We start from the raw sequence: 22,932 nt of genomic DNA, 5'->3' as shown, positions 1-22,932 counted from the left end.
GCGATGCTGAACCAAGAGATCATGCGCGAAGCGACGCGCTTGACGCGGGCCGGCCAATTGGTCGAGGCCACGGCGTTGCTGCAACGCATGCTGCGCGGCGACAGCGCGCCGGCGGCAGCGGCCGGTCCAGTGCGATCAGCGCCGGCGCAGCTCGCGCCCCCGACCATCGAGGGAGAGGCGACGCGCGTCGGTGAGCGCGACCGTCCGTCCGCGAAGGCCGCCCCGACGCAAGCGCGCGCCGCTCAGGCCAAGCCATCGCACAAGCCATCGCAAGCCAAACCCGCTCAGGCGCGCCAGCGACCCGTCCGGCGCGAAGATCTCGGCGAGCTGCCGGGGTTCAGCCTGCGAGGTCCGCATCTGCGCGCGCCTTCGACGCGCGAGACCACCCCCGAGGGTGCAAGGTTCATCCAGGCCAGCTTCGGCAATGCGGCGGGACGCCGGAGCTACAAGCTGTTGATCCCCAGCAGTGCCGAGGGCCGTCAGCTTCCGCTCGTCGTCATGCTGCATGGCTGCACACAGTCGGCGGACGATTTCGCGGCCGGCACACGGATGAACTTCCTGGGCGAGGAGCAGAGCTGCTTCGTCGTCTATCCGGAGCAGCCGAGCGGTGCCAATCAGTCGAAATGCTGGAACTGGTTTCGCACCGGCGACCAGCAGCGCGAGGGCGGCGAGCCGTCGCTGATCGCGGGCATCACCCGCCAGGTGATGCGCGACCATGCTGTAGATCCCAGGCGCGTCTTTGTCGCCGGCCTGTCGGCCGGAGGCGCCACGGCCGCCATCATGGCCGCGACCTATCCCGATCTCTACGCCGCAGCCGGCGTCCATTCCGGTCTCGCCTGCGGGGCCGCGCGCGATCTTCCCTCGGCGTTGATGGCCATGCGCCAAGGCGCCGGCCACACGGCGGATCGGAAATCGGCTGTGCCGACGATCGTCTTCCATGGCGATCGCGACACGACCGTGCATCCCGCCAACGGCGACCGGGTCGTTGCGCAGGCGACCGGCGCCATGCGCGGGACATCGTCGGTCGTGCACGGGCGGGTGCCCGGTGGCCATGCCTATACGCGGACGATTCTGACCGAGCCGAGCGGGAAGGTGACGTCGGAGCACTGGACCGTCCACGGCGCCGCGCACGCCTGGTCCGGCGGCAGTCCGGCCGGGTCCTACACCGATCCGAAAGGACCGGATGCGACGCGGGAGATGCTGCGGTTCTTCCTCGCGCATTCATGCGCAGACTAGCAAGACAACGGCGCCAGTGAAAATGCCGGTGGCGCTGCATTCCATCGTGCGGGGGCAATACATCCGCACATCTGCGCGTCGCTGCTACCGGCAACCATGATGCATCTCCCCCGTTAAGCGGGCACGAATATCCTGGCGGGTGTCGTCCTTCGGGGGAATGAACCATGTCACGACGAACGCGGGTGGTCCGATGTCGCGATTTCTGAACTGGTTCTTCCGAAATCGCGCGACCGGCGAGATCACGATCGCCCAGATGCCGAACCCCGCTCTGTGGATCGTGCTGGCGGCCAGCTCTCTGAGCTGGGTCTGGCATCCACCGGGGCCGACAGGCCTCAATCTGGATTGTCTGGTCAAAGCCAGTCTCTTCGTCTGGGCGTTCGACGAACTCCTACGCGGCGTCAATCCCTGGCGGCGCTGCCTCGGCGCAGCCGTGCTGGCGTATGTGATCGCGACCGCGGTCTAATGGACATCAGCGCGTTGGCCACGTGATGATGTGCCCGCTTGACATGCATCAACGGATGACGATGGCTACCGACCGATGGTCGGCGGGATGTCATCCGATGTCGAGGATTCAGGCGTGAGACGTCTCGCACGTTCGATGCGGGACTTTGGTGCAGGAGCCGCAGCCCGATGAGTTCGGCCGTCACCAACGACGGGGGCCCCGCCGCGCCTCCTGATCGGTCCGGCGCCACCCCGGTGTTCCGCGCCCGCAAGCTCTCGAAGACCTATCGGATGGGCGAAGTCGAGGTGCATGCGCTGCGCGACGTCGACCTCGACATCTACGAAGGCGAGCTCGTGGTGCTGCTCGGGCCGTCGGGATCGGGCAAGTCGACCTTGCTCAACATTCTCGGCGGGCTGGATAGCCCGACCTCGGGCGAGGCGCAGTGGCGCGATCATCAACTGGTCGGCGCCGGCGATGCCGAGCTGACGCGCTACCGGCGCGAGCATGTCGGCTTCGTGTTTCAGTTCTACAACCTGATCCCGAGTCTGACGGTGCTCGAGAATGTCGCGCTGGTCACCGAGATCGCCGACAAGCCGCTCGATCCGCTCGAGGTGCTCAAGCTCGTCGGCCTCGAGCGGCGGATCGACCACTTTCCCTCGCAGCTGTCCGGCGGCGAGCAGCAGCGCGTCGCGGTGGCCCGCGCCATGGTCAAGGCGCCCGACGTGCTGTTGTGCGACGAGCCGACCGGTGCGCTGGACTATGAGACGGGGAAGGTCGTGCTCGCCGCGATCGCCCGCGCCAACGCGCAGCTCGGGACGACCACGATCATCATCACGCACAATGCGGCGATCGCCGGCATGGCCGATCGCGTGCTGCGGCTCGGCGGCGGGCGCATCGTCGGCGAGACGCGCAATGCGCGGCGCCTCTCGGCCGATGAGGTGCGCTGGTGAGCCTGCTGGACCGCAAGCTGTGGCGCGACATCGGCGCGATGCGCGGACAGGTGGTCACGATCGCGCTGCTGGTGGCGGCTGGTGTCGCCGTGTTCGTCGGCTCGGTCTCGACCTATTTGTCCCTGCGCGGCGGCTGCGAGCAGTTCTATGCCGACGGCCGGTTTCCGCAGATCTTCGTCACGCTGAAGCGGGCGCCGCTCGCGCTGGTGCCGCGGCTCAATTCCATTCCTGGCGTGGTCGCGGTCGAGCCGCGCATCGTGCGCGAGGTCATCGTCGATTGGCCTGCCGTCTCGCAACCGGTCTCGGCCCGCCTGGTGTCGCTGACCCATGCCGGCGACGAGCCCCTGGCGCGGTTGCATCTGCGCCGCGGCACGGCACCCGAGCCGGGCGCCGCGCGCAGCGCCGCGGTCAACGAGGCGTTTGCCGACGCCAACGGCGTCAGGCCGGGCGGCGAGATCCGCGTGCTGCTCAATGGCCGGGTGCAGGGCTTCCGGATCTCCGGCATCGCCCTGTCGCCGGAATATGTCTACGCGGTGAAGCCCGGATTGCCGATTCCCGACGATCGCCTCTATGCCATTCTGTGGGTCGACCGCAGCGCGGCCGAGGCTGCCTTCGACATGAAGGGCGCATTCAACGACGCCGTGATCGCGCTCGCCCCGGGCGTCGATCCCAAGCCCGTCATCGAGGAGCTCGACCGGCTGCTCGAGCCCTATGGGTCGATCGGCGCGATCGCGCGGCGGGACCAGCCGTCGAACCGCTTTCTCGAGGACGAGCTGAACCAGCAGAAGGTGATGTCGATCACCATTCCCATCATCTTCTTCGGTGTCGCCACGTTCCTGCTCAACGGCGCGCTCGGGCGGCTGGTCGCCGCGCAGCGCGAGCAGATCGCGGCGCTGAAGGCGCTCGGCTTTCCGACGCTGCTGCTCACCTTGCACTATCTCAAGCTGATGCTGGTCATCGTGCTGATCGGATCGGCGCTCGGCATCGCTGGCGGCTTCGGCTTTGGCCGTGCCATGATCACGAGCTATCAAGGGTTCTTCCGTCTGCCCGAGCTGTCATTCCGGCTGGCGCCATGGGCGGCGGTGGCCGGTGTCGCAATCAGCATCGCGGCCGGCGCGTTCGGGGTCATCACGGCGCTTCAGGAGGTCGTCGGCCTTGCGCCGGCGGAAGCCATGCGGCCCGCGATGCCGCTGGGATTCCGCCGCTCCTGGATCGAGCGCATCGTGCCGGGCAGGGCGTTCGGCGCGCGGCGGATGATGATGCTGCGCAACGTCGCGGGGCGGCCGTTCCGCTCGCTGTTCACCATCATCGGCATCGCCTTCGCGGTGCCGATGATGGTGCTCGGGATCTTCTGGCGCGATGCGATCGGCGACATGATCGAGCTGCAGTTCAACCTGGTCGAGCGCGGCAACGCCATGATCACCTTTGTGCATCCGGTCGACCGTGCAGTCCTGCGTGATCTGGCGCGCCAGCCCGGCGTGCTCGCGGTCGAAGGTCAGCGCATCGTTCCGGTGCGCCTGCGCGCCGGGCATCAGAGCTACCTGACCTCGGTGATCGGGCTGGCCGCGACGGACCAACTGCGCCGGCCGCACGATTCCGCGCGCCGTCCGATCGTGGCGGCGCCCGATGGCATTACGCTGACCCGACGCCTTGCGGAGCGCCTGGCGCTGAACGCAGGGCAGATCGTCACGGTGGAGGCGATGGAAGGCCGTCGCCGGCGGCGCGACGTTCCGGTCAGCGCCATCGTCGACGAGGCGGTCGGCATGGCGTCCTACATGGATATCGACACGCTCAATCGCTTCACCGGCGAAGGCGCGGCGGTCTCGGCGGCGAGCCTCCATGTCGAGCCGGCGGCGCTGGCTGCGCTCGGTGCGAGCTTCAAGACCATGCCGGCGATCGAATCGGTGACCATGAAGGCCTATGTCATCGCATCGTTCATGGAGAAGATCGCGGGCCTCGTGTTCGTCGTCGCCGGCATCCTGACCGGCTTCGCCGCGATCATCACCGTGGGCGTGGTCTACAACAGCGCACGCATCAGCCTGCAGGAGCGCGCCTGGGAGCTCGCCAGCCTGCGGGTGCTCGGCTTCACCCGCAGCGAGGTCGCGGGCATCCTGTTCGGCGAGTTTGCGCTGGACATCGCGGTCGGGATTCCGCTCGGCCTGTTGCTGTCGCGCGGCGTCATTGCGCTGATCGCGCAGCTGCATTCCAGCGAAAGCTTCCAGATTCCGGGCGTGATCGCGCTGCGGACCTACCTGATCGCCACCGCGGTGGTCTTGGCCAGCGCCGCGATCAGCGCCATCATCGTCCGCAGGAGGGTCGATCGGCTCGATCTGGTCGCGGCCCTCAAGACCAGGGAATGAGCATGCGTCCCGTGTTGCGCCGCCTCGGCATCGTGTCAGCGTTCCTGGCGGCCGCCGCCGTCATCGCCTGGATGGCGATGCCGGGCGCAGTTCCGGTGGAGACGGCCGTGGTGACCAAGGGGCGGTTCGTTGCCACCGTCGATGACGACGGCAAGACGCGGGTGCGCCAGCGCTACGTCGTGGCCGCGCCGCTCGCCGGCAGGCTGGGGCGCATCCGCTTCAAGGCCGGCGACCAGGTCAAGGCGGACGACGTGGTTGCCACCATCACGCCGGCGCCAGCGCCGCTGCTCGATCCGCGCGCCCGCCGCGAGGCCGAGGAGCTGCTCGGCGCGGCAGAGGCCAACGTCGAGCGGGCCAAGGCGGTCGTGGCCCGAGCGCAGGCGCAGAGCGCGCAGGCGAGCGCCGATCTGGCGCGTACCACGGCCCTGGCCGCCAGCGGAGCTGCAACGGCGCAGGCGCGGGAGCGTGCCGAGCTCGCGATGCGGATCGCCGAGCGTGACCTGCGCGCAGCCGAATATGTCGACCATGCCGCCGAGCACGAGCTCAGCCAGCTCAGGGCGATGCTGGCGCGCTACGGGAGCAAGACCGATGCCGATGCGCCGGCGGATAGTTGGAGCGTGACCGCGCCGGTCGGCGGGCTGGTGCTGAAGGTGACCCAGGAAAGCGAAACGACGGTGCAGCCGGGTGCGGCATTGCTCGACCTTGGCGATCCCCACGATCTCGAAGTGGTCGTCGACGTGCTCAGCACCGATGCGGTCGAGATCCGTCCCGGCGCTGATGTCACGATCGACCGCTGGGGCGGCGCCGGCCGACTCTCTGGGCGGGTTCGCCGGGTCGAGCCGGCGGCGTTCACCAAGATATCGACGCTCGGAATCGAGGAGCAGAGGGTCAACGTGCTGATCGACATCGTCTCGCCGGCCGAGCAATGGCAGCGGCTCGGCGATGCCTATCAGTTCGATGCGCAGATCGTCGTCTTCACGCAGGAGGATGCGACCATCGTTCCGACCGGCGCGCTGTTCAAGCGCGGTGACGACTGGTCGGTGTTCGCGCTGAAGGACGGGCGCGCCGAGTTGCGCACCGTCCGGCTCATCCGGCGCTCAGGCCGGTTGGCCGCCGTGGCCGACGGCGTCGCCAGCGGCGATGTCGTGATCATCTATCCTAGCGACCGAGTGGCCGACGGCGTCAAGGTCGCGCCGCGCTGACCTGCGGCGCCGTCGGGCCCGAGGAGCGGCCGGCGATCGTCGTCAGCGCTGCGACGCCAGTTGCCTGAGCCGCGCATGACGCGCCAGCGCATGCGCGATCAGACTGTCCATCAGCGCCGGCTGGGGCTGGCCGGTGGCCTCCCACATCTTCGGGTACATGCTGATGTTGGTGAAGCCCGGCAGGGTGTTAACCTCGTTGACGTAGACCTCCTCGCCGCGGACGAAGAAATCGACGCGCGCGAGACTCTCGCAGCAGAGCACGCCGAACACCTCGGTCGCCATTTTGCGGATGCGTGCGGCGAGACCCGGCTCGACCTGTGCCGGGACGTGCAGCGAGGCACCCGATGCGTCGGTGTATTTGGCCTCGTAGGAATAGAAGCCGTGGCTGTCGGCCGGCACGATCTCGCCGAGCTCGGAGGCGGCGACCTCGCCGTCGGCATTCTCCAGCACCGCGCATTCGATCTCGCGCACCGGGCTGATGCAGCGCTCGATCAGGATCTTGCGGTCGAAGCGCAGCGCCAGGCGGCAGGCAGCGGCGAACTCCTCGGCGCTGCGCGCCTTGGAGATGCCGACGGAGGAGCCGAGATTGGCCGGCTTGACGAACAGCTCGGATGACCCGACGGCGTCGACTGCCGCCTCATAGGTCACCGGCGACGCTTCCGTCATGGTGACGAACGGCACGATCGGCAGGCCGGCATCGCGGAGCAGGCGCTTGGCGACGTCCTTGTCCATCGCCGCCGCCGATCCCATCACGCGGCCGCCGACATAGGCGACATCGGCGAGCTCCAGCGCGCCCTGCACGGTGCCGTCCTCGCCGTTCGGACCGTGCAGCACCGGAAACACGACGTCGAAGGCGAGCTCGCGCGGGGCGCCGTCGCCGATGACCAGCGCGCGGCCCCGGCCGGCCGGCAGCAGCACGATCTGTGGGCCGTCGGTCGGTACGGTCAGCGCCGCGCCTGTACCGTCATTCGCAGCGTCGGCGAGCACCCAGCGCCCGTCGGTGGTGATGCCGATCAGCGTGACGGCGTAGCGGCCGGCATCGAGCGAGCGGAAGATGTTGGCCGCCGAGGCCCGCGAGACGTCGTGCTCCGCCGAGCGCCCGCCGAACAGGATCGCCACGCGCGTCTTTGTCTCTGTCATCGTCTCGTCCAGCCTGGTCTTTGCGGTGCGCGACCGTACAGCCAGAGGGCGACGCGTGGCAATTGAGGTGTTGTGGCCGGTGTGGTGGACAAGGCGACGCCGTCATGCGGCGGCGCTCACCGCCAGCCGACCCCGCCGTCCGAGCACACCGACGTCGTCCCGCCGGCATGCATGCAGCTCCGATAGAGCGGCGGCTCGATGAAGCGGCCCGACCAGATGCCGCGGCCGGCGTGGCGGGCGGCGCGCTGATCGGCGGCGTAGCGGCCGCGCGAATATTGCGGCTCCTCGACCGCGAGCCCGCGCGACACCATGAACTGGCCGACATCCGTCGCGCCGGCGGCGCAACGCGCGACGATGCGGCCGTAGCGATCGCCATCGACCGGCAGGCAGCGCAGAACCTTGCCGCGCGTGAAGGCGTCCAGCGTGTTGGCGGCCAGCGCGCCGCAGCGATACGGCCTGCGGTCGCGGCCGCGGCAGAGCTGTGCGCTTTCGGGTGCGTCGATGCCCCACAGGCGAATCCGCTCGCCGTGAATGTCCAGCGTGTCGCCGTCCACGATGCTGACGCGGCCAGCGAGCTCAGCCGCTGCGGCGGGGAAAGCGAGGAGAAGCGGCAGAACGAGGCAGGGGAGGAAACGTCGCAAGATCGGCACCTGACGCTGAGAGGGGCGTGATCGCTCGCTGCGCGAATCGATCGCGGATCATCCCGATCTATAGCGAAGTGGAGTTGCGCGATTGTGTGGCGAGCGCAGCGACAGCAGGGGAGCGTGAATCCGCACAGTTCGTCCAGGGAGCTTCGCGGTTCAGCGAAGGCTCGCTTTCTCTGTGCGCCCATCCTGCGCGCGGGCCGCGCGCTCGACCTCGGCGGCGAGCATGCTCAGATGCTCGGCCAGACGCGCGAACAGCTCGCGCTTGTCGCGGTCGGTGGCGAGATCGCGAATGAGGGCGCATTCCGCCGCGTCGGCCCGCAGCTTGTCCGGCTGGGTCATCAACTCTGACATGTTCCGCTTCCCTGCCGCGCCGGCAAGTTTTCGAAACAACGGATCGTCATGATTGTTCCGAGTATCCACGTATTTTTCGAGCGGGGTGCAGTCAGCGCCTGATCGGAGTACCTCTGCACGAATCCGAGGGGACGCGACGCTGGGTATTCGACCGCCTATCGCTCACCGGGCCACCATGTCGAGGCCGGATGCGCGGCCGAGATCTTGGTTTCGCGCAACGCCACCAGCGCGCTGCGCTTGTAGGGATGACCGCGAAGCCGCGAGCAATCCTGGCAGCGCATGTAGCGCTCGAGCTCATGGATTGGCGTCGTCTTGGCGCGCCTGATGATGTCGAGCGCGACGGTCTGATTGGTGTCGCAGCCGAGGCAGCGCACTTCGAGATAGTAATAGCCGGCGTTGAGCGCATCGCCGAGCAGCGGTGACGGCTGCGCCGGCCCCTTGTAGCCGAGCATGCGCTTGTTCCAAGCGTCGCAGGCCAGACGATCCGCTTCCTTACGCGCACGCGCGGCCTGCTCCTGCGCGATGCGGATGCCGGCACCGTAGAGTCTCTCGCGCGATTTCGTCGTCATGGCCGCGATGATCGACGCTGCGGCGCTCAGCGGCAAGCCGCTAGGGTTAGCGCAGCGAGAAGCGCCGGATACAAGCTCTTTCGCGTGCAGCGTTCCGATACCGTTGTCTTTTCAGTTCGTCGGCGAGCCTGCGACGAGCTCATCGTGCAACGTCCGGCATTTGTGCTGGCGCAGACGCGACGCGGAGTGCGTGCCCGTGGCGGCGGAGCGGTGGCTTCTCCCACCGCGCGGCATGATGCGTTCCGTCTGGCGCAACAAAGGGTAGCCAAACGCAACGGCGCGGCAAAAGTTCCTAAAATATTTGCGCCCCGGCGGCAGTTCCTTCAGCTTGTTCCAGCCGGCGTCCGGCGATAGACCTTGCCTTCGGGGTCAATCGTGCGCGCGGGTCGGAGTTTCTCAGATTGGATCGTTCGGAGCAGACGGTGGTCGGCGACCACGTTTCTGCTCACCATGCTCGCCGTCGCGATTTCGACCGCGGGCCGGATCGGGTTGGATTATGCCGGCGCGACGCTGCCCTACGCGACCTTCTACCCGGCGGTGGTGTTCGCCGCGCTGCTCGGCGGCATTCCCGCGGCCATTTTTGCCGCCTGGCTGTCCGCCACCGTGGTGCTCGTCGGCTTCACCGATCGTCCTGATCATGCCGAGGCGATCAACCTCGTTGGATTCCTGAGCACCGCGGCGCTGATCATCTGGCTCGGGCATCTCTGTCGCGGCGCGCTCGTGGAGCTGAAGCGCAGCGAGCATGCGCGCGAATTGCTGCTCGGCGAGCTGAGGCATCGCGTGAACAATCAGCTCGCGTTGTTTCAGGCGATCGTCAGATCGAGCCTGTCGGGCGAGGATCGCGCCAAAGGGGAGGCGATCGCGCTGCGGCTCGACGCCGTCGCGCGCGCCAACAGTCTCGCCTGGTCGGACCACCGCCTGATGACCTTGCGCATGCTGCTCGACGTCGAGCTGCAGCCGTATCGCGCCTCCGGCGCCGTGACGGTAGACGGGCCGGACATGCCGTTGGGGCCGGAAGCGGTGCGCAATCTCGCGCTGGTGTTCCACGAACTCGCGACCAACGCCGTCAAATACGGCGCGCTGCGCGGTCAGGGCGGACGGCTCGAGGTCCAGATCGCGCAGGAAGGCGGCCGCGGCACCGTGGCCTGGCGCGAGCTCTGTCCGCACGCGATCGAGCCGCCTGGGAGCGAGGGATTTGGCGCGCGCATGATCCGGGCGAGCCTCGCAGCGATCGGCGGCAGCATCGAGCAGGATTTTCGCGACGAGGGTCTGGTCTGTCGGATCAGGTTCGAAGCGGCGATGTGACGGCGTGTCGGCGGTCGGTACGCGCGGTCGCGGTGATCTCCGGACTCCAGAGCGGAGCATGCGCGTGTTTGCGTTGTTTGTCCGTCGCATGGAACGACGGTCGGCTTGATCGCCGGCACGAAACGCTTCACCATTCCCGGCAGAAGAACGAAGCGACAGCGCCGCATGGGCGGGAGACATCGGATGCAATGCTACGAGCTGCAGGGGCCCGGCGGAATCGATGCGCTGGCGCTGGTCGACAAGCCCGTGCCGCAGCCCGGCAGGGGCGAGGTGCTGGTGCGGCTGACGGCGGCGAGCATCAACTACCGCGATCTCCTGACCGTGAGGGGCGGCTACGGCTCACGGCAGAAATTTCCGCTGGTGCCGCTGTCCGACGGCGCAGGCGTGGTCGAGGCGGTCGGCGATGGCGTGTCGGCGTTCGCAGCCGGCGATCGTGTCGTCGGCAGCTTCTTCGAGAGCTGGACGGGCGGCGAGCCGAGCGAAGCGAAGATGCGTGGGGCGCTCGGCGGCGGCGTCGACGGCACGTTGACCGAGTATCGTGTCTTTCCGGTGCAGGCGCTGATCAGGACGCCCGCGCATCTCAGCGATGTCGAGGCCGCGACCTTGCCCTGCGCCGGCGTCACCGCCTGGAGTGCCGTGATCAAGCTCGGCGGCATCAGGCCGGGCCACACCGTGCTGACGCAAGGCACCGGCGGCGTCTCGATCTTTGCGCTGCTGATCGCGAAAATCGCGGGCGCGCGGGTGATCGCGACGTCGTCGAGCGAGGCCAAGATCGCGCGGCTGAAGTCGGTGGGTGCGGACGTGACGTTGAACTACAAGACGACGCCGGACTGGGGCAAGAAGGCGCGCGAGATCACGGGGCAGGGCGTCGATCTCGTGGTCGAGGTCGGCGGCGTCGGTACGCTGAATGAATCGATCCGCGCCACCCGGATCGGTGGCACCATTGCCTTCATCGGCGTGCTCGCCGGAGCGCCGGCCTCGGAGCTGCGGCTGCCGTTGATGGTGATGCAGCAGCAGCGGCTGCAGGGCGTCACGGTCGGCTCGGTCGACGATCTGCAGGCGCTGGCGAACGCGCTGACGCTGCATCAGGTGAAGCCGGTGGTCGACCGCGTGTTTCCGTTCAGCGAGGCGCGCGAGGCGTTCCACTACATGGCGAGCGGCGCGCATGTCGGAAAGGTAGCGATCGCGATCGGGTAAGGGCGCTGCATCAATTTTCTCGTCAGTGCGAGGAGCCGAAGGCGACGAAGCAATCCAGACTTGTTTGCCCGCCGCCCTGGATTGCTTCGCTGCGCTCGCAATGACGGCGTGAGTTGCGCTTGTTTTGAGCCCTGCCGGGATATGCGGTCAGCGGACCGTCTCTCTGCCATCCATCATGCCCTTGCGCGAGGGCAGCGTCATCGCGATCACACCAAGGACGACGCAGGCGAGCCCGATCCAGGCGGTCGGCGCGAGGTGCTCGCCGAGCCCGGCCACGGCGATCGCAACGCCGATCGGCACGCGCAGATAGGATTGCGCGGTGGCGCCGATCGAGCCGAGCGTCTGCACCAGGCGGAAATAGATCACCATCGCGGCCGCGGTCGAGACGGTCGCGAGCGCGGCCAGCGCCAGCACCGAGCGCAGCGACGGTGCCAGCGTCCACGGATGGTCGACGACGAGCGCGAGCGGGATCAGGACCAAGGCGCCCGACAGCAGCGATCCCGCCGCCGGCAGCATAGGGTTGAGCCCCTTGAAGCTCTTTCCCATGATCGCGGCGCCAGCATAGCAGATGGTGGCGGCGACGATCGCAATCTGCGCCCACAACTCGCGGCCAAGCCCGCCCAGCGCCTCGGTGCCGACGATGAGGCAGGTGCCGGCGAGTCCGGCGGCGACGCCGACCAGCTTGCGCAGGGTGACGGGTTCGTGGTGCGTCACCAGCGCGGTCAGCAGGAAGGTGAAGATCGGCGAGGTGGCGTTGAGGATCGTCGCAAGGCCCGCCTCGACGGTGCGCTCGGCCCAGGCGATCAGCGTGAACGGCACGACGCTGTTGAGGCCGGCCTGGATCATGAAGCGACGCCATATCGTCCGGTCACGCGGCCAAGCGAGGCCGCGGCTGCGGATGATCGCGGCCAGCAGCAAGCCCGCGATCAGCGTGCGTGCCGCGATCAGGGTCAGCGGCGGGATGGTCTCGACGCCGATCTTGATGAAGGTGTAGGAGGCGCCCCACAAGGTCGAGAGCAGAACCAGGAGGGCGATTTCGCGGCTGAGGTCGGAGCGGCGCTGCATGGGGGACTCGCGGCGGAGAAGGACGCCTTCTCATAGCGGCCCGGCAGCGCTCGACGTTTCGATGCGGAACGAAACGTTCCGGCTCCGAACGAAGTAGCCATTCCGGTTCGTGCGCTGCGCCCCTGGATCGCTTCGCTGGCGCTCGCGATGGCGGAGCTTGGAGGAATTCCGGTGCCCGCCACGCCCGTCATTGCGAGCGAAGCGAACAATCCAGAATGTGGGGTGGGCGAAGGCGCGGCCGCGCCGCATGAGATCGTGATGGCGCCGTGCCCACCATCTCGTTGCGAAGAATGACGCGCTACGGTGGGCACGCTGCCGCTTTGCCCACCCTACGTTTTCATCAGCTCATCAGTTCGCCGGCATGCTCTTCTCGACCAGCTTCACCCAGTACGATGCGCCGGCGCTGAGGATGTTGTCGTTGAAGCGATAGGCCGGGTGGTGGCACTCGTTGCCGGGGCCCATGCCGAGGAACACGAACGCGCCGGGGCGGGCCTCCAACATGAAGGCGAAGTCCTCGCCGCCCATCAGGGGAATGGCGCGGTCGTTGACGCGCTCGTCACCGGCGACGTCGCGGGCGACGTCGGCGGCGAAGGCGGCCTGGGCCGGGTGGTTCATCGTCACCGGATATTTGCGCTCGTAGATCGCCTCGGCCGAGCCGCCATAGGCACGGGCGGTGGCCTCGGTGACCTCGACGATGCGCTTCTCGACGAGGTCGCGGATCTCCGGATCGAGCGTGCGCACGGTGCCGAGCATCTCCACCGTCTCGGGGATCACGTTGAAGGTGGTGCCGCCATGGATCGAGCAGATCGAGATCACCGCGGATTTCAAGGGATCGACGTTGCGCGCGACGATCGACTGCAGTGCGTTGACGATCTGCGAGGCGATCAGGATGCTGTCGACGGCCCGGTGCGGGCCGGCGCCGCCATGGCCGCCCTTGCCGGTGACCTTGATGTGGATCGCATCGGCCGAAGCCAGCATCGCGCCCGGCGAGATTTCGAAATGGCCTTCGGGGACGCCCGGCATGTTGTGCATGCCATAGACCTCCTGGATGCCCCAGCGCGTCATCAGGCCGTCGTCGACCATCGCCTTGCCGCCGGCGCCGCCTTCCTCGGCCGGCTGGAAGATGACGATGGCGGTGCCGTCGAAATTGCGGGTCTCGGCGAGATATTTCGCAGCGCCGAGCAGCATCGCGGTGTGGCCGTCATGACCGCAGGCATGCATCAGGCCCGGCGTCTTCGAGGCATAGGGAACGCCGGAGGTTTCCTCGATCGGCAACGCATCCATGTCGGCGCGCAGGCCGATGGTCCTGCCGGAGCCGGACTTGCGCCCGCGGATCACGCCGACCACGCCGGTGCGGCCGATGCCGGTCACGACCTCGTCGCAGCCGAATTCGCGCAAGCGGTCGGCGACGATGCCGGCGGTGCGATGGACTTCGTACAGCAGCTCGGGATGTTCGTGGAAATCGTGGCGCCAGGCGGCCATTTCGTCGGAGAGCGCGGCGATGCTGTTGAGGATGGGCATGAGGACCGGATGACTCGCTGAAGTGAATCGGAACGCTGCAGTGATGCGGCCAGGCCAGCCGACAGCACCGCGCAACGACCGACTATGACCCGGTCAAAAAAGCGAGGCAAGTTGCGGCCGGCCATGGCGCCATGCGCGGATGCGCGGTCACCTCGACGGACGATGCCGGGCGTTCCGGATTGCGGAACGGGAGTCAGGCGAGCGGGGCGGGGGCGGGCACGCGGGGGTATTTGCGCTCGGGCGGCACCTCCAGGCGGAAGGCCCGCAGCTTCGGCTCGTCCCACGCTGCCAATGGCGTGCCGCAGACGCCGCAGTCGAACCGCCCGGCAGCGCCAACGGCGGATGTCGATTCCGCGATCTCGTAGGCGGCACGGCAATGCGGACACGTCACGCTGGATATCTTCATGAGATCACGCTCCCAAACAGCTCGACCAGACACCTTGAACCGGATCAATGCGCTCCATGAACCGACGTCATCGCGTCCAATCGTCACGCCTCCTCGGCCTGCCACGGCGTCGGCGCCTTGGTGAAGGCGCGCCACGCCTCGCGCAACGGCTGCTCCACGCCGGCCATGGCATGCGTCTGCCAGCCGGTGATCGCGGCGGCCGCGATCGCCGCGTCGGTAGAGGTGGTGCCGAGGGTCTCGATCACGCCGGCGGTGACCGCCATGTCATTGTAGTGGCCAAGCTGTTCCTGGAAACCGGCGAGCGTCCTGGCATATTTCTTCGCCGATTTGCTCGCGCCGTAGAGCGGCAGCAGGAAGTCGATGCTGTAGCGCAGCTTCTTCAGCGCGAGACGCAGCCGGTGGCGCCGCTCGGCCGGCAGCTTCTTGAAGCGGCGGCCGCGCTTGAGCACCTTCTGGTGGCGCTCCGACAGGACAGGCCCGGCGAAATCGATCGCGGGCGCCGCGAGGCGTCGGAGATCGTCGGGGGAGACGTCGTTGCGCCAGCCGCGGGTCTCGATCCATTCGCCGAGGCCGAGCACGAAAGCGGCGCAGCGGCGCTCGGCAAGCGCGATGCGCAGCGTGCGATAGGCGAGTTCGCGCCGCCGCTCGGCGAGCGACCGGAGCGAGTCGAAGCCTGCAACCGTGGGGCACGCCTCGGCGATCTCGGGCAGCGTATCGTTCAGGAACACGTCGAGGTCGCGCGCCGCCGAGAGGCTCTGTGCCAGCCAGCGGGCATCCGCCTCGAGACCGTCGAGCGTCGCCGAGGTCCCGAGCGGCCGCATCAGGTGCAACGCGGCGCGCAGGCGGCGCAGCGCTACCCGCAACTGATGCACGCCTTCCGTATCGCGTCCATCATCTGCTGCAGGCATTGCCTGCAGCAGATGACGCAGGCTGCCGCGCAGGACGACGGCGAAGCTCTCGTCGAGAGACACCGCCGGATCGAGGCGCAGCTTGCGCGGCTTTTCGGCCCCCGGCGCTGCTCCGGCTGCGAGGTCGAAACCGCGCGCTGATTTGCTGCGGATCGAAGGTCTGATAGGTCCGTGATCGGCGATGCGCTGCGCGATCTCGTAGATGGCGGCGGGGTTGCCGCTTTTGAGCTCCAGCTCGATCTCGCTCACGATCTCACGGTGCTCGCCGGCCTTGATGACACCGCTGTCGAACGCGATCTCGATGGTCGCGCCGGGCACGTCGAGCATGCGCGCGTGACGATGCACGTCGGCCGTGAACACCGCCTCGAGCGTTGCATCGGCCAGCGCGGAGCGAAGCTCCTCCGGCAGCAGCGCGGCCGCCAGCACCGGATCGGGCGCCAGCGAGCTGACGCTGGCCTCCCACTCTCCGCGCTTGAGCGGGTCGTCGCTGTGCTGCTCTTTCACGGTCTGCACGAAGCGCGAGCCGCTCTGGCGCACCCGCAAGGTGAAGCCGTTCTTCCACAGCATGCGCTTCGGCGTGTCGTAGTAGACCGATGTCAGATGCTTGCGCGAACCCTTGTTGCGCGCATGCGCGGTAACGACCGGTGCGTTGTTGAAGCCGGCGAGTTGATCGGGCGCGACGAGGAGCTTCAGCTCGATCTCATGGCCGGCGCCGGCCGCGGGATCCGGCAAGGACGGCGTCACGACCTCCACGCCCGGCGCCACGGCATCCCCCCGTGTGACCGCGTGATCGGCAAGGTGCTGTGCAGTCAAGCTATCGGCGGCGCCACCGGGATCGCTGCTCGCCGAGTCACCACTATCCCGCACGCCGACCGCATGGCCACTGCCGTGGATCGACGCCGTTGCGTTCGAATCGGGCATGTGTCGATTCTGTAACCGTTTAGTGACAGTCATCTCTCGTATAGCTGCAGCCGGCACAAAGGGACAGTGGCATTTCTCGCAGGCGGCTGACGATGCTCGACGCGCCAGCGCTTATCGGTCGCATTTTTTGTTGCTACTTCAATGACAAGTGCTCGCGCTTGCGGCCGGCGGGCGCTCACGAAGATATGTCCCTCGTAGCCGCGCAATGCTCCGTCGCGCGGCCGCGCTGCCACAGCGGGAACTCAGATCGAGCCGGTCAGCATGAAACGCGTGGCGATGAAGACGGCGGCTGCGGTGGTCGCAATGCTCGCGGCGGCCACGAGGCCGCGGCCGCGTCGCGCCAGCGCGCGGGAGCGTTCGCGCGGATCCTGCGCCGGATCGAAGGATATGCGCCGGCTGCGCCGGTGGCGCACCGCCTGCACCCAGAAGGCAAGCGCGGCGATGCCCGTTGCGACCGCAAACACGGTCGTTACGCCGGCGGCAAAGCCGAGATCGACACCGACGCTCTCCAGCATGGCCCGCAGACGTACCGCAAAGCGTGCCAGGAGAGTTGCGGCATAATCGGCGGCCGCGGCACCCGTATAGAGCAGAACCGCCGTCCACACGACCGCGGCCATCGCAATCAGGATCGACAGCAGGACTGCGAGCCCGTCGCCGGCCATGAAGCCGATCGAGGCGGCGATCAGCGCCAGCGCCGGCATCACGTTGCCCATGGGGATCGGAAGGATGATGGTGACGGCCATCAGCAGCAGCGGCAGCGCGAGCAGCATCCGCGCCGGCCGGCCGGTCAGCCAGACCAGCCGGTCCTCACGCAGGCCGCGCTCGGCAAAGCCCGCCCAATCGAGTCCGGCACGGATCACCTTGCGCAGCAGCCGCTGCGGCACCGGCCGGCGGCGCAGCGGCTCGGGCAGCCATAGCCGCTCGGCGCCGAGCAGGATCTGCAGTGCGACGAGAGCCACCAAGGTGCCGAACACCATGCCGAACGGGCCGGGCAATGGGATCAACGCCGGCAAGGTCAGCAGCAGCAACGTCAGGCCGAGACCTTCCGACTCCAGCCGGTCGAACAATTCGCCGATGGACGGCTCCTCGGACCGCACCGTGCGGGCGATCGCGAGCAGCCGGCGGCTGATCGGCCCGTTGTGACGGCGCGGCGCCGACGAGTCCTCATCGTTGGATGCGACATCATTCATCACCACGCGGCAACCTCATGTCCTCTGGCCTGCGTCACTTCATCTGCTCGACGGCAGGCCGCGTCTTCCACAGCGAATAGGCGATACCCGCGCCGAGCAGACCGAAGGTGATGCCGAGCGAGAGGGCGGGCGGAAACTTCTCGAGCCCGAGCAGGTCGGCAAGGAAGATCTTCGAGCCGATGAAGATCAGCACTGCCGCCAGCGCCAGCTTCAAATACTGGAAGCGATCGACCATCGCGGCAAGCGCGAAATAGAGCGCGCGCAGGCCGAGGATCGCGAAGATGTTCGAGGTGTAGACCACGAACGGGTCGGTCGAGATCGCGAAGATCGCGGGCACGGAGTCGACGGCGAAGACGACGTCGGCGAACTCGATCAGGATCAGCGCCAGGAACAGCGGCGTCATGAACCAGGTCGGCCTGCCGCTTCCATCCGGCTGGCGAACGAAGAAACGCTCCTCGTGCAGGCGGTCGGTGACGTCGAAGCGACGGCGCACCCAGGCCAGCGCCGGGTTGGAGCCGATGTCGTGCGGCTTGTCCTTGAACACCAGCATCTTGATGCCGGTCGCGACCAGGAACAGCGCGAACAGATACAGCACCCAGCTCGCCTGGGCGACGATCACGGCGCCAAGGCCGATCGTGATCGCGCGCAGCACGATGACGCCGACGATGCCCCAGAACAGCACGCGGTGCTGATAGGCGCGCGGGATCGAAAAGTAGCTGAAGATCATGGCGATGACGAAGACGTTGTCCATCGCCAGCGCCTTCTCGATCGCGAACGCGGTGAGATAGGCGGTGCCGGCCTCGCCGCCGAGCTGCCACCATACCCAGCCGCCGAAGACCAGGGCGAGCATGATGTAGATGGCGCTCATGACGAGGCTCTCGCGCACCGAGATCTCGCGCGTCTTGCGATGGAGGACGCCGAGATCGAAGACGAGGAGGGCGAGCACGATTGCAAGGAAGGCGAGCCACATCCAGACGGGCTTGCCGGCAAACGCGATGAGCAGGAATTCCACGACGGGTCCTCTTATCTAGCCGGTGAAATTGATGTCAGGTCCGACATCGTGAGCGCACCGGCAGCTTCACCAGAGGGGCCCGGACCAGGGGTAGGGAACGGACGTATGTGTGTCCCGATCGGTTTTCAAGAGCCAGCCCCTTGCGTCCACGTTCAGCAAGATGAACGTGGAGGTGCGACAGAGTGTCTGCTGCCGCGGCAGCCGTCTTGCGGGCGTGCGGCTGCAAACTAATTCCAGAGGGCCGGAGATCCGGGCCCCTCTGATAGTCCATGCGACTATGATGTCGGACTCTCTTTTATGACCGATGCCGCTGGCAGTGATCCCGCTGGCGGTATTGCGCGCTTCGGAGCGCTCCTGAGGAGTTTGACCAGATGCGGCCACACGCGTCGCTTGTTGCTATCAGCCCTTGTTGCGATCAAGCCCTTGGGGCTCTCGCCTCCCCACATCACCACCCCAACAATCATGACCCCGCTCATACCTCCCGCAATCCCTCGGATGGCGGCGGTGATCGTGATGGAACCGGAGCGCCTGCTCGCCACTTTGTATGGAACCTGTGCGCTGCGGCGCACGGGCATCTCGTGTACGGGAGACAATCGTGACCACGGGGGGTGACCAGATATCGATCGCGAAGGCGCCGCCGTCGCGCTCGGCCGTCGCAACGCGCCGTCTCTTGATGATCATCAACCGCGGCAGCCGCTCCGGCGGCGAGGCCGCGGGCATTGCCGTGTCGCGGCTGAGTGCGGCCGGCTATGATCTCGTGATCTCGGCGCCGCATAGTCCGCGCGAAGTGGCGCCGTGGATCGAAGCCCATGCCGACGATGCGGAGGCGGTCGTCGTCGCCGGGGGGGACGGCAGCCTGAACGCGGCTGCGCCCGCACTGGTCAGGACCGGCCTGCCGCTCGGCATTATTCCAGCCGGCACCGCCAATGACCTTGCCCGCACGCTCGGCCTGCCTGATGACATGGAGGCCGCAGTCGACGTGATCGCCGCCGGCCACCGCCGCCAGATCGATCTCGGCGAGGTCAATGGTCATCCATTCTTCAACGTCGCAAGCCTCGGCTTGAGCGCCGACCTCGCGCGGCAGCTGACCAAGGAAACCAAGCGGAGGTTCGGCCGGCTCGGCTATGCGCTCACGGCGCTGAAGGTGCTGACCAATGCACGGCCGTTCCGCGCGATGATCGTATCGTCCGACGGCGCGGTGCGGGTGAAGACGCTGCAGATCGCGGTCGGCAATGGCCGCTACTACGGCGGCGGCATGGCGGTCGATCACCGCGCCGAGATCGACGATTCCCATCTCGATCTGTATTCGCTGGAGATCGGCCGCATCTGGAAGCTGTTGGCGATGGCCTATGACTTCCGCAAGGGCCGCCACGGCCTGTGGCAGGAGGTGCGGGCCTCGCGTGATACATCGTTCGAGATCCGCACGCGCCGTCCGCGCCGGATCAATGCCGATGGCGAGCTCGTCACCTTCACGCCGGCGCGCTTCTCCGTGCTGCCGCGTGCGGTCACGGTGTTCGTGCCCGAGGTCGCAGCGCAGGACCGGACCTGACGCGCGGCCGCTTGATCCGCCGTTTGCGGACACTCGTTTTCGACTGATCACCCAATTGAGAGACCCATGACCAAGCAGACCCGCTTCAATCTCTGGTACGCGATCGTCGCGATCTTCGTCGCGATGATGATCCACAATGCGTGGACGAGCTATCGCCAGGTCGCCGTCATTCCCTACAGTCAATTCCAGGACCTGCTCGCAGCCGGCAAGGTGAAGGAGGTCGGCGTCTCCGAGAACTACCTGGAAGGCACGCTGAAGGAGCCGCTGCCCAGCGGCCAGTCGCGCTTCGCGACGACGCGCGTCGACCAGGAGTTCGCCAAGGAGCTCAGCAAGGCCAACGTCACCTTCACCGGCCGCGTCGAGAGCAACATTCTCGGCGACATTCTCTCGCTGGTGATGCCGATCGCGCTGTTCTTCGGCGTCTGGTACTGGCTGTCGCGCCGGATGATGGGCGGCGCGGGCGGGCTCGGCGGCGGCCTGATGCAGATCGGCAAGAGCAAGGCCAAGGTCTACGTCGAATCCAACACGGGCGTTCGCTTCGACGACGTTGCCGGCGTCGACGAGGCCAAGGACGAACTGCGCGAGATCGTCTCGTTCCTGAAGGATCCGAAATCCTATGGCCGGCTCGGCGGCCGCATGCCCAAGGGCGTGCTGCTGGTCGGCCCGCCCGGCACCGGCAAGACGCTGCTCGCCAAGGCGGTCGCGGGCGAGGCCGGCGTGCCATTCTTCTCGATCTCGGGCTCGGAATTCGTCGAGATGTTCGTCGGCGTCGGTGCGGCGCGCGTGCGCGACTTGTTCGAGCAGGCCCGCGCCAAGGCGCCCGCGATCATCTTCATCGACGAGCTCGATGCGCTCGGCCGCGCCCGCGGCATGGGCCCGTTCGCCGGCGGCCATGACGAGAAGGAGCAGACCCTGAACCAGTTGCTGGTCGAGCTCGACGGCTTCGATTCCTCGACCGGTCTCGTGCTGCTCGCGGCGACCAACCGGCCGGAGATTCTCGATCCGGCGCTGCTGCGCGCCGGCCGCTTCGACCGCCAGGTGCTGGTCGACCGGCCCGACAAGCCGGGCCGCATCCAGATCCTGCAGGTGCATCTGAAAAAGGCCAAGCTCGCCGCCGACGTCGATCCGGAGAAGGTGGCCGCGCTGACGCCGGGCTTCACCGGCGCCGATCTCGCCAACCTCGTCAACGAGGCGACCTTGCTGGCAACGCGGCGCGGCGGCGACGAGGTCAGGCTCGACGACTTCAACAACGCGATCGAGCGCATCGTCGCCGGCCTGGAGAAGCGCAACCGGCTGCTCAATCCGAAGGAGCGCGAGATCGTCGCCTATCACGAGATGGGGCATGCGATCGTTGCGATGAGTCTGCCGGGCACCGATCCCGTGCACAAGGTCTCGATCATTCCGCGCGGCGTCGGCGCGCTCGGCTATACCATCCAGCGTCCGACCGAAGATCGCTTCCTGATGACGCGCGAGGAGCTGGAGAACAAGATGGCGGTGCTGCTCGGCGGCCGCGCCGCGGAGCTCGTGGTCTACGGCCATCTGTCGACGGGCGCCGCCGACGATCTGCGCCGCGTCACCGACATCGCGCGCTCGATGGTGACCCGCTACGGCATGTCGGAGCAGTTGGGCTCGGTCGCCTACGAGCGCGACAACCAGTCGTTTCTTGCGCCGGGCGTCTCACGCAGCGCCGAGTATGGCGAGGCCGCAGGGGATGCGATCGACGCCGAGGTGCGTGCGATCGTGACATCAGCGCTGGAGCGCACCCGCAAGCTGCTGCAGGACAAGCGCGACGTACTGGAGCGCGCCGCGCGCCGCCTGCTGGTCAAGGAGACGCTCGACGAGACCGAGCTGGCCTCGCTGATGAAACAGGACCAGCGCGCCGGCGATCTGGTTGCGGCGGCGAAGCCGATGTAGTTGGTGCTGTGTAGGGTGGGCAAAGGCGCAGCCGTGCTCATTCTACGAGCGAGATCGTGAAGGCGCCGTGCCCACCATCTGATCGCTTGCTCTGCCGCACGACGGTGGGCACGCTGCCGCCTGACGGCGACTGCTTTGCCCACCCTACGAAGGCGCAGCGCGTTGACCTCGTAGCCCGGATGAGCGGAGCGATATCCGGGGTCTCCAACGCTGCCTGCGATGAACCCGGATGTCGCTGCGCTCATCCGGGCTACGCGCTCACCGCCGCGGCCACATCCGGGCCAATGTCTCGTCCTTCTTGACGAACTCATGCCAGAGCGTGGCGGCGATGTGCAGGCCGACGACGAGATAGACCACATAGGCCAGCGCGTCGTGCGTGATCTCGCCGGCATGCGCGATCGTCTTGTCGCCGGCGAACAGGCGCGGCCAGCTGAACGTCCAGAAGTAGCGCAGCGAGTAGCCGCCGGCCGACGAGAACATGTAGCCGGTGACGGGCATGACCAGAAGCAGCGCATAGAGCGTCCAATGATTGAGCTGCGACAGCGCGCGGACGATCGGGCCGAAGGCGGCCGGAGCTGCCGGGGCCGTCGTGCGAGCCCGCACGATCAGACGGAGAATGGCGAGCAGAAACAGCGTGACGCCGAGCGACTTGTGGATTTCCAGCAACTCGCGCCGCGGCGATGTCCCAGCCGGCTGCAGGCCGCAATAGAGTCCGATCAGCATGGCTGCAATGAACAGCAGCGCCGTTGCCCAATGGATCCGTCGCAGCAGAGGATCATAGGTCGTCGGCATGTGGGTGTCTCGTCGATGGGGGAGCAGGACGACCTGCATAGGCGCTCGTCTGGTCGGCGTCGAAGGATCAGAGGTCGACGACGAGATGTCGGACAACCGCACAAAGGTATCTGCTGATCATTTTTGAGTGATTCCATGCGTGCCGCTCTGTCAGTCGCGCCTCCGGTGATCCCTCGGGCGCGCCGACCCGGCCTGCGGGGGGCTCGATACGCCGTCCCTCGTTCGATGTCTGCATCGGATCAGGCGACGATGTTG

The 22,932-nt window shown here is 67.4% G+C and carries 20 protein-coding genes; 9 read left to right on the top strand and 11 right to left on the bottom strand.

Annotated features, from left to right (window positions below):
* The first annotated feature begins 3 nt into the window (after nt 1-3).
* From QW881_RS12270 to QW881_RS12250, 5 genes are all read left to right on the top strand, one after another.
* Nucleotides 4-1,236, top strand: coding sequence for a PHB depolymerase family esterase (locus QW881_RS12270; protein WP_315759009.1), 1,233 nt, complete (start codon nt 4-6; stop codon nt 1,234-1,236).
* Between the two features lie 190 nt (nt 1,237-1,426).
* Nucleotides 1,427-1,699, top strand: a complete 273-nt coding sequence (locus QW881_RS12265) for a hypothetical protein (protein WP_315759007.1) — start codon at nt 1,427-1,429, stop codon at nt 1,697-1,699.
* Between the two features lie 167 nt (nt 1,700-1,866).
* Nucleotides 1,867-2,628 carry an ABC transporter ATP-binding protein gene (locus QW881_RS12260; RefSeq protein ID WP_315737374.1) on the top strand — a complete coding sequence of 254 codons (762 nt, stop codon included), beginning with the start codon at nt 1,867-1,869 and terminating at the stop codon, nt 2,626-2,628.
* Nucleotides 2,622-4,988, top strand: a complete 2,367-nt coding sequence (locus QW881_RS12255; protein WP_315759054.1) for an ABC transporter permease — start codon at nt 2,622-2,624, stop codon at nt 4,986-4,988. The genes QW881_RS12260 and QW881_RS12255 overlap by 7 nt, the downstream gene beginning before the upstream one ends.
* 2 nt (nt 4,989-4,990) lie before the next feature.
* Nucleotides 4,991-6,190, top strand: a complete 1,200-nt coding sequence (locus QW881_RS12250; RefSeq protein WP_409999044.1) for an efflux RND transporter periplasmic adaptor subunit — start codon at nt 4,991-4,993, stop codon at nt 6,188-6,190.
* Nucleotides 6,191-6,232: 42 nt separating this feature from the next.
* Here QW881_RS12250 and QW881_RS12245 read toward each other — a convergent pair whose 3' ends face one another.
* From QW881_RS12245 to QW881_RS12230, 4 genes are all read right to left on the bottom strand, one after another.
* A complete protein-coding gene (locus QW881_RS12245; RefSeq protein WP_315759005.1) occupies nt 6,233-7,330 on the bottom strand; it encodes a D-alanine--D-alanine ligase family protein in 1,098 nt (365 codons plus the stop codon).
* Nucleotides 7,331-7,446: 116 nt separating this feature from the next.
* Nucleotides 7,447-7,971 carry a thermonuclease family protein gene (locus QW881_RS12240; protein ID WP_409999042.1) on the bottom strand — a complete coding sequence of 175 codons (525 nt, stop codon included), beginning with the start codon at nt 7,969-7,971 and terminating at the stop codon, nt 7,447-7,449.
* A 159-nt stretch (nt 7,972-8,130) separates the two neighbouring features.
* A complete protein-coding gene (locus tag QW881_RS12235) occupies nt 8,131-8,316 on the bottom strand; it encodes a hypothetical protein (protein WP_315737722.1) in 186 nt (61 codons plus the stop codon).
* Between the two features lie 167 nt (nt 8,317-8,483).
* Entirely contained in the window at nt 8,484-8,897 is a 414-nt protein-coding gene (locus QW881_RS12230) for a hypothetical protein (RefSeq protein ID WP_315759004.1), read from the bottom strand.
* Between the two features lie 450 nt (nt 8,898-9,347).
* Between QW881_RS12230 and QW881_RS12225 the strand changes: the two genes are divergently transcribed.
* Together QW881_RS12225 and QW881_RS12220 are read left to right on the top strand one after the other, a co-directional pair.
* Nucleotides 9,348-10,202 (top strand): HWE histidine kinase domain-containing protein, encoded by an 855-nt coding sequence (locus QW881_RS12225; RefSeq protein WP_315737378.1) that lies wholly within the window; start codon nt 9,348-9,350, stop codon nt 10,200-10,202.
* Nucleotides 10,203-10,385: 183 nt separating this feature from the next.
* The gene (locus QW881_RS12220) at nt 10,386-11,399 is read left to right on the top strand and encodes an NAD(P)-dependent alcohol dehydrogenase (RefSeq protein WP_315759003.1); all 1,014 of its coding nucleotides are present in this window, start codon (nt 10,386-10,388) and stop codon (nt 11,397-11,399) included.
* A gap of 147 nt (nt 11,400-11,546) precedes the next feature.
* Here the strand turns inward: QW881_RS12220 and QW881_RS12215 are convergent, their stop codons facing one another.
* The 6 genes from QW881_RS12215 to QW881_RS12190 form a co-directional block, all read right to left on the bottom strand.
* The gene (locus QW881_RS12215; protein ID WP_315759002.1) at nt 11,547-12,464 is read right to left on the bottom strand and encodes a DMT family transporter; all 918 of its coding nucleotides are present in this window, start codon (nt 12,462-12,464) and stop codon (nt 11,547-11,549) included.
* Between the two features lie 348 nt (nt 12,465-12,812).
* Complete coding sequence (locus QW881_RS12210) at nt 12,813-13,985, bottom strand: M20 aminoacylase family protein (protein WP_315759001.1); 1,173 nt, start codon at nt 13,983-13,985, stop codon at nt 12,813-12,815.
* A 193-nt stretch (nt 13,986-14,178) separates the two neighbouring features.
* Nucleotides 14,179-14,391: an MJ0042-type zinc finger domain-containing protein gene (locus QW881_RS12205; RefSeq protein WP_315737382.1), complete on the bottom strand. Its 213-nt coding sequence runs from the start codon at nt 14,389-14,391 to the stop codon at nt 14,179-14,181.
* An 83-nt stretch (nt 14,392-14,474) separates the two neighbouring features.
* On the bottom strand, nt 14,475-16,220 hold the full coding sequence (locus tag QW881_RS12200; protein WP_315759000.1) for a CHAD domain-containing protein: 1,746 nt from the start codon (nt 16,218-16,220) through the stop codon (nt 14,475-14,477).
* A gap of 242 nt (nt 16,221-16,462) precedes the next feature.
* The gene (locus tag QW881_RS12195) at nt 16,463-17,416 is read right to left on the bottom strand and encodes an exopolysaccharide biosynthesis protein (protein WP_315758999.1); all 954 of its coding nucleotides are present in this window, start codon (nt 17,414-17,416) and stop codon (nt 16,463-16,465) included.
* 28 nt (nt 17,417-17,444) lie between these two features.
* The gene (locus QW881_RS12190; RefSeq protein ID WP_315758997.1) at nt 17,445-18,422 is read right to left on the bottom strand and encodes a TerC family protein; all 978 of its coding nucleotides are present in this window, start codon (nt 18,420-18,422) and stop codon (nt 17,445-17,447) included.
* 595 nt (nt 18,423-19,017) lie between these two features.
* Here QW881_RS12190 and QW881_RS12185 point away from each other — a divergent pair.
* Together QW881_RS12185 and ftsH are read left to right on the top strand one after the other, a co-directional pair.
* A complete protein-coding gene (locus QW881_RS12185) occupies nt 19,018-19,971 on the top strand; it encodes a lipid kinase (protein WP_315758996.1) in 954 nt (317 codons plus the stop codon).
* 66 nt (nt 19,972-20,037) lie between these two features.
* Nucleotides 20,038-21,885, top strand: a complete 1,848-nt coding sequence (gene ftsH / locus QW881_RS12180; RefSeq protein ID WP_315758995.1) for an ATP-dependent zinc metalloprotease FtsH — start codon at nt 20,038-20,040, stop codon at nt 21,883-21,885.
* 258 nt (nt 21,886-22,143) lie between these two features.
* Here the strand turns inward: ftsH and QW881_RS12175 are convergent, their stop codons facing one another.
* Complete coding sequence (locus QW881_RS12175; protein ID WP_315758994.1) at nt 22,144-22,677, bottom strand: cytochrome b; 534 nt, start codon at nt 22,675-22,677, stop codon at nt 22,144-22,146.
* Nucleotides 22,678-22,932: the final 255 nt, after the last annotated feature.

Source organism: Bradyrhizobium sp. SZCCHNS3016, from assembly GCF_032484535.1.
In the GTDB taxonomy this organism is placed as follows: Bacteria; Pseudomonadota; Alphaproteobacteria; order Rhizobiales; family Xanthobacteraceae; genus Bradyrhizobium.
Note: the sequence above shows the minus strand (reverse complement) of the source record. Positions and strands in the feature narration are given on the sequence as shown.

Bases quoted from the DNA above. Each gene is read 5' to 3' on its own strand.
- QW881_RS12260 (WP_315737374.1), top strand. From the start codon at position 1,867: ATGAGTTCGGCCGTCACCAACGACGGGGGCCCCGCCGCGCCTCCTGAT.
- QW881_RS12245 (WP_315759005.1), bottom strand. From the start codon at position 7,330: ATGACAGAGACAAAGACGCGCGTGGCGATCCTGTTCGGCGGGCGCTCG.
- QW881_RS12220 (WP_315759003.1), top strand. From the start codon at position 10,386: ATGCAATGCTACGAGCTGCAGGGGCCCGGCGGAATCGATGCGCTGGCG.
- QW881_RS12175 (WP_315758994.1), bottom strand. From the start codon at position 22,677: ATGCCGACGACCTATGATCCTCTGCTGCGACGGATCCATTGGGCAACG.
- QW881_RS12225 (WP_315737378.1), top strand. From the start codon at position 9,348: ATGCTCGCCGTCGCGATTTCGACCGCGGGCCGGATCGGGTTGGATTAT.
- QW881_RS12270 (WP_315759009.1), top strand. From the start codon at position 4: ATGCTGAACCAAGAGATCATGCGCGAAGCGACGCGCTTGACGCGGGCC.
- QW881_RS12250 (WP_409999044.1), top strand. From the start codon at position 4,991: ATGCGTCCCGTGTTGCGCCGCCTCGGCATCGTGTCAGCGTTCCTGGCG.
- QW881_RS12215 (WP_315759002.1), bottom strand. From the start codon at position 12,464: ATGCAGCGCCGCTCCGACCTCAGCCGCGAAATCGCCCTCCTGGTTCTG.
- QW881_RS12230 (WP_315759004.1), bottom strand. From the start codon at position 8,897: ATGACGACGAAATCGCGCGAGAGACTCTACGGTGCCGGCATCCGCATC.
- QW881_RS12210 (WP_315759001.1), bottom strand. From the start codon at position 13,985: ATGCCCATCCTCAACAGCATCGCCGCGCTCTCCGACGAAATGGCCGCC.
- QW881_RS12265 (WP_315759007.1), top strand. From the start codon at position 1,427: ATGTCGCGATTTCTGAACTGGTTCTTCCGAAATCGCGCGACCGGCGAG.
- QW881_RS12205 (WP_315737382.1), bottom strand. From the start codon at position 14,391: ATGAAGATATCCAGCGTGACGTGTCCGCATTGCCGTGCCGCCTACGAG.
- QW881_RS12235 (WP_315737722.1), bottom strand. From the start codon at position 8,316: ATGACCCAGCCGGACAAGCTGCGGGCCGACGCGGCGGAATGCGCCCTC.
- ftsH (WP_315758995.1), top strand. From the start codon at position 20,038: ATGACCAAGCAGACCCGCTTCAATCTCTGGTACGCGATCGTCGCGATC.
- QW881_RS12200 (WP_315759000.1), bottom strand. From the start codon at position 16,220: ATGCCCGATTCGAACGCAACGGCGTCGATCCACGGCAGTGGCCATGCG.